Genomic DNA, 18,695 nt, shown 5'->3' with positions numbered 1-18,695 from the left:
GTATATTTTTTTTATAGAAGTGTAAATAAATTATTATGTTGATAATAATTTAAATACTTCTTTTTAGTTCTTCGACTTTATTAAGTTTTTCCCATGGGAAATGGTTGCGACCAAAATGTCCATAAGAAGCTGTTTCATGGTAGGTATAATTATTTTTTTGTGGATTTAAGAGATCAAATGTTTTTACTATTCCTGAAGGAGTCATATCAAAAACTTTGCAAACCGCTTTTTCTATGCTGGATCTATTAACTTTTTCAGTACCAAAAGTATTTACATTCACACTTACAGGTTGTGCGACACCAATTGCATAAGCTATTTGGACTAAAGCTTTTTCTGCTAAGCCGGCAGCTACAATATTTTTTGCAATATAACGACCCATGTATGCTGCAGAACGATCAACTTTTGAAGGATCTTTTCCTGAAAAAGCCCCTCCGCCATGAGCTCCGTGACCGCCATAGGTATCGACAATAATTTTACGCCCTGTTAATCCGCAATCGCCTTGAGGTCCGCCAATAACGAATTTTCCAGTAGGATTTATATGATATTTTGTATTAGAGTCGAGAAGAGAACTTGGGATTGTTTTTTTTATTACATCTTCAATTACAAAATTTCTGATGGTCTCTTGAGAAACTCCTTCAGCATGCATCGTGCTAACGACAACTGTGTCTATGCGTTTCATTTTTCCATCATGATACTCAACTGTCACTTGTGATTTTGCATCTGGCCGTAACCAGTTTACGCTACCTTCTTTTCTAGCCTTTGATAAATTTCTTAGAACGGAGTGAGCGTACTGAACTGTTGCAGGCATAAACTCAGGAGTTTCGTTGGTTGCATAACCAAACATCATTCCTTGGTCACCGGCACCTTGTTCTTTATGCAATCCTTCGCCTTCATTTACACCTTGAGCAATATCTGGAGATTGTTGATCTATAGAAACAATAACTCCACAACTTCTATATTCGAAGCCATTATTAGGATCATCATACCCAATTTCTTTAATGACATTACGAGCAATTTCAGAATAGCTTTTTATTTTACGTGAAAGTTTTTTCTCATTATTATGTACTGTTTCAGGATTTAAAGTGATTTCACCGGCAATGACCACAAGACCTGTTTTGCATAAAGCTTCACAAGCGACACGCGCTTTTGGATCGAATGTTAATAATTCATCGAGAATACCGTCTGATATTTGATCAGCAACTTTATCTGGGTGTCCTTCACTGACACTTTCAGATGTAAAATATGTAATTTCTGGAGATGAAGAGGAGGTCAAGAAAAGCGAGCGTTGAAACATATAATGGTTTCCTTTCATATCAACCGCTGCGAACAAGGCTACCTTTATTTATTACTACAAAAGGTAACAAAAAAAATAAATTCGGGCAATTTATAAGCCGGATTCTGTTTTAACTACAATTTCTCTTGATGTTACGTTGCCGAAACATTCTTTGCAGCCAACCCGAGTGTGATAATGAGCCGAGCCAGCTCTCCACCCCTATTTGGCTTTGCTTCGAGTGGGGTTTGCCAGACTGATTGTTGCCAATCAAATCCGTGAGCTCTTACCTCACGTTTTCACCATTGCCGGCCTTACGGCTTAGGCTGTTTTTTTTCTGTTGCACTTTCCGTCGAGTTACCCCGCCTGGCCGTTAGCCAGCACTCTGCTCTTTGAAGTCCGGACTTTCCTCGCTCCTGTTTTGCAGGTCGCGCTGCAGTTCAATTACCCGAATTGAGACTCATATAATTTCCTCCACATCAAAGCAAGAAAGTTTCTATATATTTTGCTTAAATTTGAAAGTGTTCGCAAATAATCTCTCTTGAGAAAGATTATTGTAGTTATAAGGTATTGAGGTGATTTTGCTTTTACTAAAATAATAAATTAAGGGAATGGGAGAATTCTTTGCAAGTTCAAAATTAATTTTCTGTCATTGATTGGTTTGCTTGATTTATCGACAGAAATTTTTACTTCTTTTGGAAAGTCGTTTTTGTTTTTAAATTTTCTATTAAAATTCATATCGTAAAAGCAGTAATTAACAACATTTTGCCAGTTTGATGTGGCATAGTTAAAAATTCTTTCCAATTCTTCAACGGAATGTGTATGTTCATCAACATCTATAATGCGATGTGGAAATTCATTTGTTTTTTTATAATAATATAAAGAAGCAGATTGTCTGCATCTGTAATCCCCTAGAGTATTATTACCCGCCTTTAAAGCTTCTAATATTCTTAAGTCCAGATCTAAATGAGAATAAGACAAAAAATTTTCTTTCATTCTATATAATGTTTTAAGAGAAACTAAACAATTTCCTGAAATTACAAAATCTTCATCAATTATAGTTTTGCCAATGATTTCTGAATAATCGTTTCTATTAAATTTCAATTCATTTCCAGTGTAGGCAGTAAATTTTTGGTATTTAAAATTCAAAAATGAATGTTGCTTTCTATGTAATGACAGATCATTTTTCTCAAGATAAGTTAGAATATCAGAGTCTGGAATGCTATCAATTAATAAGTTTCTAACTGTATATGCAGTTGATGGATCAATTTTTCCTTGAGCCGTAACAGCGCAAATGTTTGGGTATATAAATGTACTATATTTTTCAATAAATGGAATAGCTAAGCAAATTGCTACGGTGAATTCTGTTTTATTATTATTGTTTGCAATTATTGAAAATGTCATTTCTACTTCTGATTTTTTTATAATATTTTGTTGAGATAATACATGTAGAATGACAATACAAAAAAATGTCTGTATAATTGTAAAAGTCAATAAATATTCATATGAAACTCTATAATTTAAATTAAATTTATCGAATCAATGATTCAAATAAAAACTGAATAATATTTAATAAATAACAGTGATAAATTCTTGGGTTTTATGGCTTCAAACAAAAATAAAAGAAAATATAGATTTGCTATAGCAAATCTCATTGCGAACTTTTTTTTAAATAATGTCCAAGAAATCTCGAATGTTTTTTTTACTATTATTCAATACATAAATATATGAAATGTTTATGTATTATTAGATTATTAAAAATTTTATTATGAAAATACTAAAAAGAAAAGTACAAAAAAGTATAGTTCTTTAAATAAATGATATCTAATATAAAAATATATTGAATCATAATTTTATCTTGTTAATGATTGGTCGGTATTAGTTTAAAATTTACAATTCCAATTTTTTTTGGAAGATAATACCATTGACAGTTATTGCTATAGTATATTATTCCACAGAAGGGGTAAAATTAAATAGTTACTCAAATAGTAAATAATCATTTAGTTAGTTACTATTTGTTTGATTTTATTTGTTACATTTTAAATATTTAAAATTTATTTGTAAAAATATATGTTTAAAAGAAATAAAAGTCTTTATTTTTCAGAAATCCTTAGCGATATTTATTAAAAATTTAAATTCTCTTTTTTTGATTATTGAAAGAGTAAAATGAATAATTTTAGTTTTTGCAGCACATATGTTATATAATTTCTGTGTAATTTTTGAGCATTTTTTTTTCAAATAATATACTTAATCTAAAATTAAAACTAATCTAGTTGTATGTTTTTATTAAAAATTCTTATTTTTAGGGCTCGTATTATTAATAAGAATAAAATTTGCTCTTTGAGGGTTCATCCTTACAACAAAACTAATAGTTATAAATAAAAAAAATAAAAGTGAATATTTTTTAAGCTATTTTTAAAATGGACTTTACATAGATGAGGGACTTCTATATTAAATTGGTACAAATTTTGCTTTCAAAAAGATGGATTTCTTTGAACTGCAAGCAGTTTCAAGAAGATTTTGTAAGGATGCTGTTTTGGCTATTTTTGAAGATATTTAATTATATATAGTTAAATTAATGTGTTATATTATTTTTTCTACCTAGAAAGTAGATTTGATTCAATTGCAGTATTTCTCTTGTTAAAGGTGAATCTTGTGGAAATTAGAAACTTTCAAGAATTTATTATCGCTCTATGCAACTACTGGGTTGATCATGGTTGTATTTGGAGCCAGCCACATGATGCAAATATGGGCGCTGGTACTTTTCATCCTCACACATTCTTGAAAGGCGTTGGACCTGAACCATGGCGTAGTGTTTATGTTCAGCCGTGCCGTCGTCCAGTTGATGGGCGTTATGGTAAAAGTCCATATCGCTTTCAACATTATTACCAATTGCAAGTTTTATTAAAGCCATCACCTTCAAATATTGTCGATATATTTTTGAAGTCACTTGAACATGTAGGAATAAATTTAAAAAATAATGATATAGGTTTACTAGAAGATGATTGGAAAGGTCCCACCTTAGGGGCTTGGGGACTTGGATGGGAAGTTCGTGCCAATGGGCAAGAAGTTTCACAGTTTACTTATTTTCAACAACTTGGTGGCATCGACATTGATGTTGTCTGTGGGGAAATAACATATGGTCTTGAGCGGCTTTTTATGTATGCAAAAGGTTATAAAAATGCATTAGATATGCCTTTTAATGATTATTTTACATATGGCGATATATTTTATCAGAATGAATATGAATTTTCTCATTATAATTTTAAAGAAGCAAATATTAACGAGTTACTCGATTGCTTTAATAAATATGAACAACGTGTGTTTGAATTATGTGAAAAAGGCCTTGTTTTGCCTGCCTATGACTTTGTCTTACAAGCATCCCATGCTTTTAACATGCTCGATGCGCGTGGAGCTATTTCTGTCAGTGAACGTCAAAGGTATATTGCTCGTGTTAGAGATTGCGCAAAAAAATGTGCAGTACAATATCGTGCAGAGAGAGAAAAACTTGGCTACCCAATGCTTAATATACTCGATACCGATGCAAGAAAGCCACTCTTATCATCAAGAAATAATTTAGTAAAAATATCGAGTGAGAGTAATGAAGAAAGAATTTATAGTAATAATGATTTTTCAAATAAAAAATCATTAAATATATTATTCGAACTAGGCGTGGAAGAAATGCCACCTTCATTTCAAGTATCTGCGCGAGATGAGCTAAAGCAAAAGATCGTAGATTTCATTAATCAAAAACAAGACAATATTTTAAAATCATATAAATCTTATTCAGAAATACCTTATGATATTTCTGAATATATTAAAGCTTTAAAAGATGCAAAATATTCAGTCCAAATATCTTCCAGAAGATTGAGCGTAGAATTTACTAATATTCCTAGAGTGGAGCCAAAACAAAAAATTGAAATATGGGGGCCTGCAGAAAAAGTTGCTAAATCTTCTGATGGAAATTTAACTCAAGCAGGTCTTGGATTTTGTAAGAAAAATAATATCGATTCTTCATGCGTAAAATTTAAAGAGAAAGCGAATGGAACATTTCTATATGCTGTAAAAGAAATTGTTGGGGAAGACTTTCCAACTTTACTCGCACAAAATTTTAAAGAGTGGTGCTATGCACTTTCAGCTCCTTTAAAAATGAAGTGGTTGCCTGCTGAATTAAGTCCAACTTTTATTCGTCCAGTACGCTGGATTCTTGCCTTGGTAGAAGATAAAGTTATTCCACTTGAAATGTTTGGTATTGCTTCTGGAAGAAAAACTTATGGACAGAGAATTTTGCATCCAGAAGCAATTTTAATTGCAAATATTTATGAATATAATAAATCACTTGAGAATGCATATGTGTTAAACTCAATTGAGGCACGTGAAGAAAAAATACTAAAAGAAGTTCATGCATTGGTTGATAAGGTAGATGGTAAATTATTTAAAGATGAGAGTTTATTATCAAAGTGTATTGGTTTGTTTGAAAATCCTCAAGTATTTATTGCTGAGTTCGATAAAAAATATCTTCGTTTACCATCTCGTTTAATTGAAAGTGTTTTACGTGAACATATGAATTATTTTTCAGTTACAACAAAAGATGAAAAAAATTTGTTACCATTTTATATTGGTGTAGCTAATTATAAATGCGCAGATGTTGAAGCTATGATTGAAGGTACAAAAACAGTTGTTGTTGGGCGCCTTGAAGATGGTGCATTTTATTATGACACGGATTTAGCAACTCCAATTGACGAATTTAGAAATAAATTACATGATCAACTCTTTCAATCTGGAATGGGGTCGCTTTTCGATAAATCAGAGCGGGCAAAAAAAATAGCAAGACAGCTTTATACAAATTTAAGTCCAAAATTTTCAGATCAATTAAAAAATGTTGATTTACAATTAATTGAAAGAGCTGCGGAGCTTTGTAAAGCTGATTTAAAATCAGGATGTGTGCAAGAGTTTCCAGATGAAATGCAAGGTGTAATGGGGGGAGTTCTCGTAAGGGAACAAAATATTTTTTCTGATGTTAATAAATCTTTATTGGTCGCAAAAGCAATTGAAGAACATTATATGCCAGTAGGAGCTCAAGCATCGCTACCCTCTACAGTATTTGGAGCTATTTTATCACTTGCAGATAAGCTTGATTCTTTATGTATTATGATTAATCACGGAGCAGAAGTTAAAGGTAACAAAGACCCATATGGTATGAGACGATATGCACTTGGTATTGCGCGACTCTTAGGTTTAAAAGATGAAATAAATTCTCTTCCTATTTCAGTTAAAGAGGCTGTTGCTTTAACTTTGAATATTTTAAAAGAAACTCACAAAATTGCACCGGAGAGTGAAGTTAAAATCCATGCCTTTATTCTTGATAGAATAAAGGCAACCTTAAAAGAAGATTTTGATATTCGTTCTCTTGAAGCGCTGTCTTTAAAACTCATATCTGAACCTCTTGTTAAGGTTAAAAGTTTTGCACACGCTATTGCAAAAGCACTTGAGCAAACGGGCAAGGGGTCATTACTTGAAGCTCTTATACCATATCGAAGAGCAAGAAATTTAACTTTAAATTGGAATGATCAAAATATCAGCACATCTTTATTTAAAGAAAAGGAAGAAGCAATTTTATTTGAAAAACTCATCACTCTTGAGTTAAAGGTAAAAGAACTTCATGCAGGGGCAAGGTACGAAGAATTGCTAATTATGCTCGCAAGTTTAGCAGAGCCAATGGCTTCATTTTTTGATAATGTTATGGTTAATGATCCGGATGGAGAATTGAAGAAAAACAGACTTTGCCTTTTAATGAGAATCCGTTCTCTCTATGAAGACGCGGCAGATTTTTCTCTCATTCAGGTACAATAATTTATGTCTTTAAAAGACTCATTTCAGATTTTTGGAGATAAGGAAGCTTTCAAAAATAAAGAAAGATTTTCTTTAACAATTGGTAATTTTGACGGTGTGCACTCGGGGCATTTATTCTTAATACAAGAATTAAAAAAATATTCTCCGAATACTAAAATTGCTGTTATTACATTTGATCCTCATCCAGCTACATTTTTTTCACCAGATTCCCCAAAGCCACTTTTAACATCTCTGAAAGAAAAAACCGCATTATTATTAAATGCGGGAGTAGATCTTGTTATGGTGCAAGTTTTTTCAAAAGAATTTTCTTCTTTAACGGCGGATGATTTTTGTGGGTGGCTTAAAAATCATTTTCAAATTAATACTATTTTAATTGGTCATGATTTTTGTTATGGGAAGCAAAGAAAAGGCAATTTTAGTCATATGAAAAATTTTGCTGAAAATGTAGGATGGATAATTAAGCAAGCATCCGCCCATAAATTATCAAATGAAAAAATTGTTTCCTCATCTTTAGTGCGCGAAGCCTTACTGCAAGGTGATGCCGAATACGCAGAGAAGCTTTTAGACCATTCCTATTTTTTGTCAGGCATGGTAGTAAAAGGAGATCAGCGCGGCCGATTAATTGGTTTTCCAACCGCTAATATTTTACTTGATGATATACTTGTGGTCCCAAAGTATGGTGTATACGCATGTTATGTTGAGTTAGATTCTAGTGGAAAACTATTGCCAGCCGTTATGAACTGTGGTGTTCGTCCTACAATTGCAAGTGGTTTAATGTTACAAATTGAAGCACATATCCTCGATTTTTCTGATGATATATACACCCGTAAAATCAAATTTCATCTAAAGAAATTTATACGAGGTGAAATGAAATTCAATGGAATGGAACAATTGAAAGAACAAATTGCAAAGGACGTCCAAAAAACAAGATCTTATTTTATGGATGACCAAAATGAGCAAAATATCTAGTTCAGAATTAAAAAAAAACAAAAATTTAATACCTTATTCGAGTCAAAATCAAATAAAAGAACTTGTTCAATTAAAGCAAATTCATTTAGATGATCATGATTTATTTTTAAATAGAGAAATTGCTTGGCTTTCTTTTAACGAGAGAGTTTTAACAGAAGCTGAGAATAAGAGTGTTCCCTTATTTGAGAGACTTAAATTTTGTACAATTTTTGCATCAAATTTAGATGAATTTTTTATGGTAAGATTATCAGGATTATTAAAACTTGTTGTTAAGCCTAATAATATTTATCTTGATGAAGAAGAATTTGATGAGACACTTGATGAAGTTGCTATTAAAGTTCGTGGTTTAATAAAGCGGGCTGAAAAATGTTTATACTCACAAATATTTCCAGCTTTATCAAATCATCATATCTCAATTGCAAATATTGAAGATTTAACTCGTTCTGATGAAGAAAAACTAGATGCACATTTTGAAAGTCAGATTTTTCCAGTTCTCACTCCATTAGCGATTGATCCCGCACATCCATTTCCTTATTTATCTAATTTATCACTTTATTTAGCCGTAACTTTTGAAGGTATTTCTGAAAATGGAGAGCCACTGCTTGCTTTGGTTGAAATTCCACAAAAAATACAGAGACTCATTCCTATAACAATTAAAACAAATAAACATCGGTTTTTTCTAGTAGAAGAGCTTATTAAAAGTTATATGCCAGCTCTTTTTCCATGGACTCGAGTTACGGGTGCCCATTCATTTCGCGTGACACGAAATCTTGATTATCAACTTCTTGAAGGAGAAGTTAAAGATTTAATGAAATCAATTGAATATGAATTAAAAGATCGAGAACAAAAAACAGTTGTGCGACTTGAATATGAAAAAAATATGCCTGATTGGTTAAGAAATAAACTTGCAGGAGTTCTAGAGCTTGACTCTTCTGACTTATATGAAATTGAAGGATTAATTAATTATCGTGATTTAGTTCCGCTCCTAAAAGTAGAAAGAGTCGATCCTATTTTAAAAGACCCCGCATTTAATCCAAGATTAAATGTCGTACTTGTAGATGAAAATCGGGATATTTTTGATATAATAAGAGAAAAAGATATTTTATTGCATCATCCTTATGATTCATTTGCTAGTGTGCTTGATTTCTTAAGAAGTGCCGCAAAAGATGAAAAGGTTCTTGCAATAAAGCAAACTTTGTATCGCTCAGGTGGAGATTCTCCAATTATTGAAGCACTTTCCAATGCAGCAGAAAGAGGAAAGCAAGTTACTGTTGTGGTAGAGCTAAAGGCAAGATTTGATGAAGCCAATAACATTGAATGGGCAAAAAGACTTGAACGCGCTGGAGCACATGTTGTTTTTGGTTTTATTGATTTAAAAACGCATGCAAAATGTACACTTGTTATTCGTAAAGAAAAAAATAATTATCTACAAAAGTATGTGCATATTTCAACAGGTAATTACAATAGCGCGACAGCTAAATTATATACCGATATTGGACATTTAACAGCAGATGCTGCACTGTGTGACGATGTTGCAAATTTATTTAATTTTTTGACTGGATTTAATATTTTAAGAGATCAAGAAAAGACGCGTTTTCGCGCCCCTGATTTCGAAAAAATAAAAGTAGCTCCTTTTCGATTAAGAGAGCAAATTATTCAATTGATAGAGCATGAAAAAAAACTTCATTCACCTGAAAACCCTGCTCATATTATTTTAAAAATGAATTCTTTGGTTGATACGAAACTTTGCCAAGCACTTTACAAAGCAAGTCAAAAAGGTGTAAAAATAGATTTAATTATTAGAGGAGTTTGTATTTTAAGGCCTGGTATTAAAAGAGTCTCAGAAAATATTAAAGTCATTAGTATTATTGATAGATTTTTAGAGCATTCTAGAATATTTTGGTTTAAAAATAAAGGAGATCCTTTAATATATTGTGGAAGTGCTGATTTTATGCAGCGCAATATGGATAAACGAATTGAAATTGTTTGGCCTATTGATCATATAGAATTAAAAGCTAAAGTTACAGGAATTTTAAATAATTTCTTAAATGATAACTGTAAGAGCCACTATATGCAAAGCAATGGTTCTTATATAAAAAGTCAAACACAAAATGGAGAGCCGCTCTTCCGATGTCAAGAAAAATTTATTGAAGAAGCTCGACGTTATGGGGTAAAATCTATTGCGTATGATCAAGCAATAAAGCCGCTTTTTGACAAAAAAGATTTTGAACGCATTCCTGAGCGTTTCATACCTTCTTTGGTTGTTGAAGAGAAGAAAAAAAACGTGGCAAAGAAAAAGAAGAAAAAGTAATGTTTAATCTGCCTCCCAAAAAAATTTTTGAAAAAAAAAGAATTGCTGCAATTGATGTTGGTTCCAATAGTGTACATATGCTTGTTGTTGAAATGGAATCTCCAGAAACTTTCACAATTATTGATTCAGAAAAAGATCAGGTACGTTTAGCTGCATCTTTTGATTCCGATGGAAATTTAAATAATGATGCCCTAAATAGACTAATTTCTGTTCTGAAAAAAATGAAAGAAATTGCTGATTTTCGAGGGGCTCACATTCGTGCTGTTGGAACAAGTGCTCTGCGTGAAGCAAAAAATGGAATCGACTTTGTTGCTAAAATTTATAAAAAAACTGGGATTGATATTGAAATTATTTCTGGCCAAGAAGAAGCACGATTGGTTTATTTAGGTGTGCAACAGGGATTGCCAATTCAAGATAAGTCGACATTAATTGTTGATATTGGTGGAGGCTCCACAGAAATTGTCGTGGGGCAGTGGGGTGAAGAAAGATTTGCAACTTCATTAAAATTAGGCTGTGTTCGTTTGACACAAGGTTTTGTACAATCAGACCCATTGAATGATGAGAACTTAAGATCATTAGAGCTTTATATTAACACACGCTTAGAGCCTGTTTTATCAGAAGTAGAACGAATTGGATTTGATTGTGCCGTAGGTTCATCCGGAACGATAAAAGCAGTTAAATCTTTAGTATTAGGTTTAACAAACTCTGAAATTCCTATATCATTGCATGGCAATGTATTATCAGCGAAAGAAATTTGGATTGCGAAAGAAGCAATATTAAGAGCACGTTCTCTTAGAGAGAGAAGACAGTTACCAGGATTAGATGCAAAGCGTGCAGATATTATTGTAGCGGGCTTATTTGTATTAAGTTCAATTACTAAAATACTTGGAATCCGTGAATGGATAATATCATTAACTGCAATTCGTGAAGGCATATTATACGACACGATGTTACGTGATGGTGTGTGGTTACAAGGTGACACGAGTGATGTTCGTTGGCGCTCAGTAAGATCATTCGGACAAAAATTTCATATAGATGAAGCCCATGCTTTTCATATTACGTCTTTTTCTGTTAGTTTATTTGATCAATTAATTGAAAAACATAATCTTTCAAATTCATGGCGTGAATATTTACGATCTGCTGCATATTTACATGAATGTGGATTATTTATTGGGCATACAGGACATCACAAGCACACCTTTTACTTTATTCGCAATGCAACCTTGCCTGGATTTACAACTCGTGAGATGCAGATTATTGCAACAATAGTTCGTTATCATCGTAAGCGTATGCCTAGAGAAAATGACGAAGTGTATTGTGATTTTGATAAAGATATGCAACGAGCTGTTAATATTTGTGCAGCTATTTTACGCTTAGCAGTTAGCTTAGACAGGGGTCGGCAAGGTAAAATTCATGAAATAAAACTCAATGAATTTTTTACATCTAAAATGAGTTTATCGGTGCATATGAGAGCAGGACAGGATATTGAACTTGAAATGTATGAAGCAGCAATTGAAAAGAAAGCATTTGAAAATGTTTTTTCAAGTACTTTAGAAATTATTTTAGAACATTGAAGGGTAATGAATTTTGAATTTAAAATGTTTTATTAAAATATTTTTATTTCTTATCCCCTTTTTTCCTAGTTGTATATCTTGGTCATTTATAAAAGAAACAAATCAATTAAATGATAACGAAAATAATATAGATTATAATACTTATAACTGTTCAAGAGATGGAGCTCTTGCTGGACAAATAATTATTCCAGAAGACGATAATTACTTTAAAAAATACAACAATAATATTGTAATTCGGTTTGGTGGGATTCAATATTCAGGAAAAAATAGTGACGAATTTGAATTTTATCCTGATAATAATGGTTGTTTTTCAATTCCAAAAAACGTTGTTCCCGTTGGGAGTTCTTTTAGTCTCTACTTTTGGGATCAAAGTGGTTTGTTAAATAAAAGAATTTTGCCAGTCTATGTATCTGAAAATGCAAATTTTTATAATGTAATACTAAAAAGTCATGGCTTTACTTCTACTTTAGCCCAATTATTTAGTGAGGATAAAAAACAGTATTTTGAAAACACAGGTTTTTGTGGATATGCCCAAGGAGTTTCACCAGTAGATTTAGAAGGTGGAAAAGTTACTCTAAAAAATAATTATGGGAAAAGTTTTTTTGCAAAATACTTTACTGTAGATGATCTCCCATCTCGTGAATTAAATGCGATGACTCAAAGCGGACATTTTTGTTTTTTTAATGTTAATTCTTGCCTAAAAAATGAGTTTAATTGTAATTTAGAGTCCGATAATTTTAGGTTACAATTTAATTTAAGGACTGGCGCATCTTATACATTTGATGTTTTATTGTCTGCATTTTCATTTTCAGATGATTTATTTTTCGATTTGAATTCTTCAATATTTCGCCCTGTTGAAGTGAAGGAGCTTGTTGGAGGAAGAAGTTTTGCATATTCAAATCCGGCAAAATTATCATTAAAAACATCTCCAAATTACTCATCAGTAAGTGTTTCAAATAAATTAAAAAATGAGTTAGTGTATTTTCCGCTTGGCAATGACCTTTTAACAATTGATTATAAATTACCATATGAGAAAAGCGGTAGGTTTTATATTTTGAAAATGAATTCAGAATTTTATACAAGAAATTTGTTAAATCTCAAGGAAGATTATCAGCCAGGACAAGTTTATGTTGATAAACTTTCTCCAGTGATTTTAAAAATATTCAATCCTAATCTCATGAAAGAAAATCAAGAGTATCTTAACCCACTTAAAACTCAAGATTTAGGATCTGTTTTCTTGGGGTTGAATTTACAAGGCACAATACGATCTGATAAAATATCTGTTTTTCTAAGGGATTTTTCTGGAAATAATAATATAAAATTTTTTTCAGTAGAAAATAAATTTGTAAATGATTTAGTCGGTTTTTTTTATAATGTTCCAATTGGGTTTTATCAACTTTTTGTAATCAATAATCAGAATAATTTTATTATTTATACAGCACTTATTCAATCAGTTCCAAATAAAACACAAGTAATTATTGATGAGATAAATAAGGATGAAGATATAAAATCTGCTGATGTCGAATTTGATTCGAGCCTTGTTTATATTGTAAATTCGAATTGGAAAAATAATGAAAATTTTGTCCAAAGTTATGATTATGAGCTAGATAATTATTGGAATAACGATATTATCAAAAAGTTAACTGCAAATTTATATCTCTCTTATTTAGAAGGCTCTTATGAAGGATTTAATAATCTTTTTAATAGAGTGAATGTTAATGATTTATGCCTAATTCCTAATAAAGATCCCGATCAAATTGATGAGAGCCTTCCTTTGGATTTTTTATATAGAGATGAAAAAAGTGATACTTAATTAAAACTTTTCATCAATACCCTTTTTTTGAGTGATTGCATTGCGTGCCAGCTCATCACACATTTCATTGAACTTATCACCAGAATGCCCTTTAACCCATTGCCATGAAAGAACATGTTTTCTTTGTAAAAGACTCAAACGAATCCATTCTTCTTGATTTTTTACTGGCTTGCCATTTTTTGTTTTCCAACCATTTCGTTGCCAGTTTTCAAGCCAACCTTCTGTAAAAGCATTTTTGACATACTGACTGTCAGTGATAATAAGAACTGGCATAGGGCGTAATAAACTTTCTAGTCCTTTGATGACTCCCATGAGTTCCATTTTATTGTTTGTTGTATGACTCTCATAACCAGAAATTCTTCTTTTATGCTCTGCATAAAGTAGAACACAGCCCCAACCACCAGGGCCAGGATTTCCAGAACATGCACCATCTGTGTAAAGTGTAACGTGTGAAGTCATATGAACTCTGCTCTCTAAAAGCCAATGCAGAAAGTTATGCAATTGCTTTTAATAATGTTGACATGAAAGAATATTCGAATGCTAGCTGAAATGCCACCCGTTCAAAATAATCATATTGAGACATATCCCATGACCGATGGGATCTCTGCACAACTTGTGCCACAAAAAAATGAAAATATGACTTTTCCGCGCACTGTTTTTTCCTTTGGAATTTTTAATGAAAAGGTTCTTAACTCGACTGCTAACTCTTATAGAGCGTCAGGTTATGGATTTTCTTTAGGAATGCAGCATCATATTCGTGGTTTTTGGAGTGGAGGCATAGATTTACGGTGGTCTGATTGGCTTGGGAATAATTCAGCACAAAATCAGAGCTCTACCAATCAAGATACGAGTCCATTGTCTATTTTTTCAAAAATCGAAGGTACACCACGCTTAGATTATTTACTTGGAAATGATTTAGGAAATATGTTTCGCCCTTATTTTGCAGGTGGAATAGGTTATACTATATTTTTTGATGACAGATCTTGGTTTGCTGCTCGAGCAAAATCTGCATTTGGTGAAATTTCTGCAACATATGGAGTTGGTTTTCGTGTTACATTTCCAAAATCGATTGCGCTTAAATTTTCATTTGAAAGGTGGCGGGGTATTCAATCATCTGAATACCATGCTCAAATGTATCGCATGGAACTTGTGTTTGGAGATGTTGATAATATTTAAATTAATATTTGTGTTATTGCTTCCTCATTTTCAGTCTAATGCCCAAACAAGTATTATTTCAAATCCTGTGGGAGAAAAAATACCTGAACATAAAATTATTTCGATTAATAAATCTATTATGAGCTGTGGTGATAGATCGGGTTTATATATTTATTCATCACTTGATATTCAAGCAATACTATCTATTTCAAATTTTCTCTCTGATGAAAAAGTGAAAATGACGACTGATTGGCATTCATTTTTACCAATGAAATATAATTCCTCTTCATCAGGGTTAAATGACAAAGATATATTAAATTTTCCAGATGATGTAAAAAGAATCTTATACATTTGTACGACCTGGAATGAAAGTTTTCAATTAAAGCTTTTTCAAATTCCAAAAGCTGCGATTGATAATATTACAAGCAATGTAAAGAAACAAAAACCTTGGCAAGATTTAAATGCAGAAGATGCAAAACAACTTAATAATTTTTCAGAAGAAACTATTAGAGATTTTGTTAATGTTGTTTTGCGTTCAGAAGTTTATAGATCTATTAAAGGTGGATTTAATAAAAATCCAACTCTTTGGTCGACTCCCTTTACTTGGAGAATGATAAACACTACAAGTGAAAAAGAATCTAATAATGGATAGGAGAGTATTATTAAGAATATAGTTTTTTCTTGGTGCGGTAATATTTTTACTGCAACTTTAAAAATTGATGGAGAGAAAATAAATCAAGAATATTTTGATTCATTTATTTCAAATCTTGCTCAACTTTCATTTGTTGAAAATAATCCATTATTTATAAATGATAATGAAGAACATATTGCAAAAAAAATGTATGAAATTTCATTAGCAGATGCATATTCTCAATCATTAAATTCATTTGAAAACTTTTTTAATCAATGTATTCATGTGAATAACGAAAAATATTTCTCTAATTTTTATGCCATTTTTGAAGAAAATAAATTAATTGCATTTTTAAATATGAATATTATTATGAATGAATCTGAGATGGATTATCTCTTTGTAAATAATGATTATAGAAGAAGGGGTATCTCTGAATTATTACTAAATATTTTTGAATACTCAAATAAATATTTAGGAAACTTTCAAGTTAATAAAATTATTTTAGAGGTTGGTGAAAATAATATTGCTGCATCATCGTTTTATACGAAGTTAGGCTTTTTAAAAATTGCTGTAAGAAACAAATATTATAAAAATATGGAAAATGCTTTTGTAATGGAGAAAATTCTGTGAAGGTCGGTATTTTTCATTCAGCATTTATTGGAGATCTAGCTCTATGTGGATTATTAATTGAAGGGTTATACCTAGAAAAACATGAAATTTATTTGATTGTAAAGAAGCCAAGCGCTATTTTATATAAAAATGATACTCGTTTAACGAATATTATATCTATTCAAAAAAAAAGAGGTTTGAAAAAACTAAGTTCTATTTCACATATTGCAGATGAAATAAAAAAATTAAATTTAGATGTTATTTTAGTTCCTCATCAATCGGCTACAAGTGCATTTTCAACTTTTCTTTCAAAAATTAAAAAAAGAATTTCATATAATAAAAATTCCTTTAAATTTCTTTATACAGAATTGAGAGAGTTTAATGTAAAGCATCACGAGTCTGTTAGATGCTTAGATCTTGCTCCTGAATGGCTCATATCAGAAAAAATTCGAAATGAATTAATGAGAATCAATAGACCAATTTTAAGACCCACAGATAATTTAAATAGTTTTTTAAATAAATTTCCTAATTTTTTTAAAGTACATAAATATTTTTTTATTGTGAATCCAGGTTCTGTTTGGGCAACTAAAAAATATCCTTTAGAATATTTATTCAGTGCTGTAAAAACTCTAATGAATATGAATATTGAAATTGCTTGTATTGTAAGTGGCGGAGAACAAGATAAAAAAGATATTGAAAAATTTATTGAATTATTAAATAGTAATAAAGAAATATCAGAAAGAATTTATAATACATTAGATTGTTTACCTTTAAATGAACTCGTTGCATTAACTGCGCGTGCTCAATTTATAATTGCCAATGACTCTGCACCTCTTCACATTGCTTCAGGTACAAATACACCTTCAATTGGAATTTTTGGTCCAACGGATTGGGAAAGTGGTTTTGCACCTGCTTCAGAGAAAAATGTAGTGCTTTCTTATAAAAATGCACTTAATAAGTCGCTTTCATGTCAACCCTGTTCTAAGCATGGGCATAAGGTTTGTCCACAAAAACATTTTCGCTGTATGAGTGACCTGAAATCTAATTATTTGGTAGACTCAGTTTTAGCGCTAGTTCCAGAAATATTTACATGAGGTGTTTCTATGCGATTCATTATGTGCGATTTTCGTATTTTACGTCCACAGTATGAATCTAGGCAGGAAGATGCTTTAAATTGGATTGTTCATGCACATGCTTATTCTAAATATAAAGAAAATCTTTCTTCAGAAAATAGAAAAAGTTATGAAGAATATTTCGAACAAATGAGGAAAATAGTTCAACGCTTTGCATGCAAATCGGATAAAATAAGGAGTCGGGGTTCAGATATTGCAGATTTTCTTCATATTAATTGGGATAGTATGGAAATATTCAACCTTAATAAGGGAATTTCTGGTGCTTATATGAACCAGCGCATGCAATTCTTTGACGCTAAAGCTCAAAATTTAATAAATACATTTTATGATAATATTTTTGATCCCCCACAAAATCTAATTCATGTTTCTTGCACTGGATATATTTCACCTTCGGCACCACAAAAATTAGTTGCAAATAAAGATTGGGGAAATTTATGTCAAGTGACCAATGCATATCATATGGGTTGTTATGCATCTTTACCTGCGGTGCGAATGGCAGAGGGCTTTCTTTTAAATGAGAGTCGAAATATTTTGCTAAATAATATAAAAAAAGAAAGTAGAGTTGATATTGTCCACACCGAAATGTGTACTTTGCATTTCAACCCATCATTACATGATCCTGAACAAATAGTTGTGCAAAGTTTATTTTCAGATGGGCATATAAAATATACACTTTGCGATTATAATGATTATAATTTAAAAAGTTCAAATTGTGCATTTGAATTATTAACACAAAACGAAGTTATTTTTTCGGAATCACATGATGCTATGACTTGGCGTTTGTCAGATTTTGGATTTCAAATGGCCATATCGAGAAGAGTTCCTTCTATAATAGCAGAAAATATCGAAAAATTTCTTGAAAATATGTTTATTAAAGCCTCATTAATATTTTCAGAAGAGAAAGAAAATGCTATTTTTGCAATTCATCCAGGTGGCCCAAAAATAATAGAGTATATTCGAGATATTTTAAATTTAATGGATGATCAAATTAGTTTTAGTCAAGAGATTTTATTCGAATTTGGAAATATGTCATCTGCAACTCTTCCGCATATTTGGGAAAGGATTTCTCGTTCAAATGTGCTAAAAGATACTCTTATTGTAAGTCTTGCATTTGGCCCAGGGTTAACTATTTCAGGATCAGTTATGAGAGTTATATAAAATGCTTGAAGTTATTTTTTTTATATTCATTTTATTTCACTCTTTTCTTATTCTTTACGATGAGTTCTATTTTCATAAAAAGAGGGGTTTGAATAAGTGGGAAAGGATTGGTCATCCATTTGATACGTTGTTTACCCTAATATGCTATTACATAGTTATATTTTTGCCTATGACAAAAGCAAATATGATTTTATATATTATAATTGCTTTAGTTTCGTG

The 18,695-nt window shown here is 31.3% G+C and carries 13 protein-coding genes and 1 other RNA gene; 10 read left to right on the top strand and 4 right to left on the bottom strand.

Annotated features, from left to right (window positions below; translation table 11 throughout):
- Nucleotides 1-49 precede the first annotated feature (49 nt).
- The 3 genes from metK to GCL57_RS07450 all read right to left on the bottom strand — a co-directional run bounded on the left by metK (nucleotide 50) and on the right by GCL57_RS07450 (nucleotide 2,674).
- Nucleotides 50-1,294: a methionine adenosyltransferase gene (gene metK / locus GCL57_RS07460; protein WP_152212729.1), complete on the bottom strand. Its 1,245-nt coding sequence runs from the start codon at nucleotides 1,292-1,294 to the stop codon at nucleotides 50-52.
- Between the two features lie 77 nt (nucleotides 1,295-1,371).
- An RNA gene (rnpB, locus tag GCL57_RS07455) (RNase P RNA component class A) lies at nucleotides 1,372-1,722 on the bottom strand.
- Nucleotides 1,723-1,873: 151 nt separating this feature from the next.
- On the bottom strand, nucleotides 1,874-2,674 hold the full coding sequence (locus GCL57_RS07450) for a DUF1028 domain-containing protein (protein ID WP_152212728.1): 801 nt from the start codon (nucleotides 2,672-2,674) through the stop codon (nucleotides 1,874-1,876).
- 1,251 nt (nucleotides 2,675-3,925) lie between these two features.
- Between GCL57_RS07450 and glyS the strand changes: the two genes are divergently transcribed.
- Genes glyS through GCL57_RS07425 form a run of 5 tightly spaced genes read left to right on the top strand, consistent with a single transcriptional unit; the run spans nucleotide 3,926 to nucleotide 13,790 of the window.
- Nucleotides 3,926-7,123: a glycine--tRNA ligase subunit beta gene (gene glyS / locus GCL57_RS07445; RefSeq protein ID WP_152212727.1), complete on the top strand. Its 3,198-nt coding sequence runs from the start codon at nucleotides 3,926-3,928 to the stop codon at nucleotides 7,121-7,123.
- A 3-nt stretch (nucleotides 7,124-7,126) separates the two neighbouring features.
- Nucleotides 7,127-8,092, top strand: a complete 966-nt coding sequence (locus GCL57_RS07440) for a bifunctional riboflavin kinase/FAD synthetase (RefSeq protein ID WP_152212726.1) — start codon at nucleotides 7,127-7,129, stop codon at nucleotides 8,090-8,092.
- The gene (gene ppk1 / locus GCL57_RS07435) at nucleotides 8,076-10,403 is read left to right on the top strand and encodes a polyphosphate kinase 1 (protein ID WP_161597652.1); all 2,328 of its coding nucleotides are present in this window, start codon (nucleotides 8,076-8,078) and stop codon (nucleotides 10,401-10,403) included. Before GCL57_RS07440 ends, ppk1 begins: the two co-directional genes overlap by 17 nt.
- The gene (locus GCL57_RS07430) at nucleotides 10,403-11,977 is read left to right on the top strand and encodes a Ppx/GppA phosphatase family protein (RefSeq protein WP_152212724.1); all 1,575 of its coding nucleotides are present in this window, start codon (nucleotides 10,403-10,405) and stop codon (nucleotides 11,975-11,977) included. The genes ppk1 and GCL57_RS07430 overlap by 1 nt, the downstream gene beginning before the upstream one ends.
- Before the next feature lie 13 nt (nucleotides 11,978-11,990).
- Nucleotides 11,991-13,790, top strand: coding sequence for a hypothetical protein (locus tag GCL57_RS07425; RefSeq protein ID WP_152212723.1), 1,800 nt, complete (start codon nucleotides 11,991-11,993; stop codon nucleotides 13,788-13,790).
- On the opposite strand, the gene rnhA is transcribed toward GCL57_RS07425, so the two are convergent.
- Nucleotides 13,791-14,249, bottom strand: coding sequence for a ribonuclease HI (gene rnhA, locus GCL57_RS07420; RefSeq protein ID WP_152212722.1), 459 nt, complete (start codon nucleotides 14,247-14,249; stop codon nucleotides 13,791-13,793).
- A gap of 78 nt (nucleotides 14,250-14,327) precedes the next feature.
- Here rnhA and GCL57_RS07415 point away from each other — a divergent pair, with 78 nt between their 5' ends.
- The 5 genes from GCL57_RS07415 (at nucleotide 14,328) to GCL57_RS07395 (ending at nucleotide 18,476) form a co-directional block, all read left to right on the top strand.
- The gene (locus GCL57_RS07415) at nucleotides 14,328-14,966 is read left to right on the top strand and encodes an outer membrane beta-barrel protein (RefSeq protein ID WP_152212721.1); all 639 of its coding nucleotides are present in this window, start codon (nucleotides 14,328-14,330) and stop codon (nucleotides 14,964-14,966) included.
- A complete protein-coding gene (locus GCL57_RS07410) occupies nucleotides 14,950-15,597 on the top strand; it encodes a hypothetical protein (RefSeq protein ID WP_152212720.1) in 648 nt (215 codons plus the stop codon). Before GCL57_RS07415 ends, GCL57_RS07410 begins: the two co-directional genes overlap by 17 nt.
- 186 nt (nucleotides 15,598-15,783) lie before the next feature.
- Entirely contained in the window at nucleotides 15,784-16,206 is a 423-nt protein-coding gene (locus GCL57_RS07405) for a GNAT family N-acetyltransferase (RefSeq protein WP_152212719.1), read from the top strand.
- Nucleotides 16,203-17,279, top strand: a complete 1,077-nt coding sequence (locus tag GCL57_RS07400) for a glycosyltransferase family 9 protein (protein ID WP_152212718.1) — start codon at nucleotides 16,203-16,205, stop codon at nucleotides 17,277-17,279. Before GCL57_RS07405 ends, GCL57_RS07400 begins: the two co-directional genes overlap by 4 nt.
- 9 nt (nucleotides 17,280-17,288) lie before the next feature.
- Nucleotides 17,289-18,476: a 3-oxoacyl-[acyl-carrier-protein] synthase III C-terminal domain-containing protein gene (locus GCL57_RS07395; RefSeq protein ID WP_152212717.1), complete on the top strand. Its 1,188-nt coding sequence runs from the start codon at nucleotides 17,289-17,291 to the stop codon at nucleotides 18,474-18,476.
- Nucleotides 18,477-18,695 lie beyond the last annotated feature (219 nt).

It is taken from the genome of Fluviispira multicolorata (assembly GCF_009208585.1).
In the GTDB taxonomy this organism is placed as follows: Bacteria; Bdellovibrionota_B; Oligoflexia; order Silvanigrellales; family Silvanigrellaceae; genus Silvanigrella; species Silvanigrella multicolorata.
This window is presented reverse-complemented; position numbering and strand designations above follow the sequence as displayed.

Coding starts and splice junctions, on each gene's coding strand:
- metK (WP_152212729.1), bottom strand. CDS start 1,294: ATGTTTCAACGCTCGCTTTTCTTGACCTCCTCTTCATCTCCAGAAATT.
- GCL57_RS07430 (WP_152212724.1), top strand. CDS start 10,403: ATGTTTAATCTGCCTCCCAAAAAAATTTTTGAAAAAAAAAGAATTGCT.
- GCL57_RS07440 (WP_152212726.1), top strand. CDS start 7,127: ATGTCTTTAAAAGACTCATTTCAGATTTTTGGAGATAAGGAAGCTTTC.
- rnhA (WP_152212722.1), bottom strand. CDS start 14,249: ATGACTTCACACGTTACACTTTACACAGATGGTGCATGTTCTGGAAAT.
- ppk1 (WP_161597652.1), top strand. CDS start 8,076: ATGAGCAAAATATCTAGTTCAGAATTAAAAAAAAACAAAAATTTAATA.
- GCL57_RS07415 (WP_152212721.1), top strand. CDS start 14,328: ATGCTAGCTGAAATGCCACCCGTTCAAAATAATCATATTGAGACATAT.
- GCL57_RS07405 (WP_152212719.1), top strand. CDS start 15,784: ATGTATGAAATTTCATTAGCAGATGCATATTCTCAATCATTAAATTCA.
- GCL57_RS07410 (WP_152212720.1), top strand. CDS start 14,950: ATGTTGATAATATTTAAATTAATATTTGTGTTATTGCTTCCTCATTTT.
- GCL57_RS07395 (WP_152212717.1), top strand. CDS start 17,289: ATGCGATTCATTATGTGCGATTTTCGTATTTTACGTCCACAGTATGAA.
- GCL57_RS07450 (WP_152212728.1), bottom strand. CDS start 2,674: ATGACATTTTCAATAATTGCAAACAATAATAATAAAACAGAATTCACC.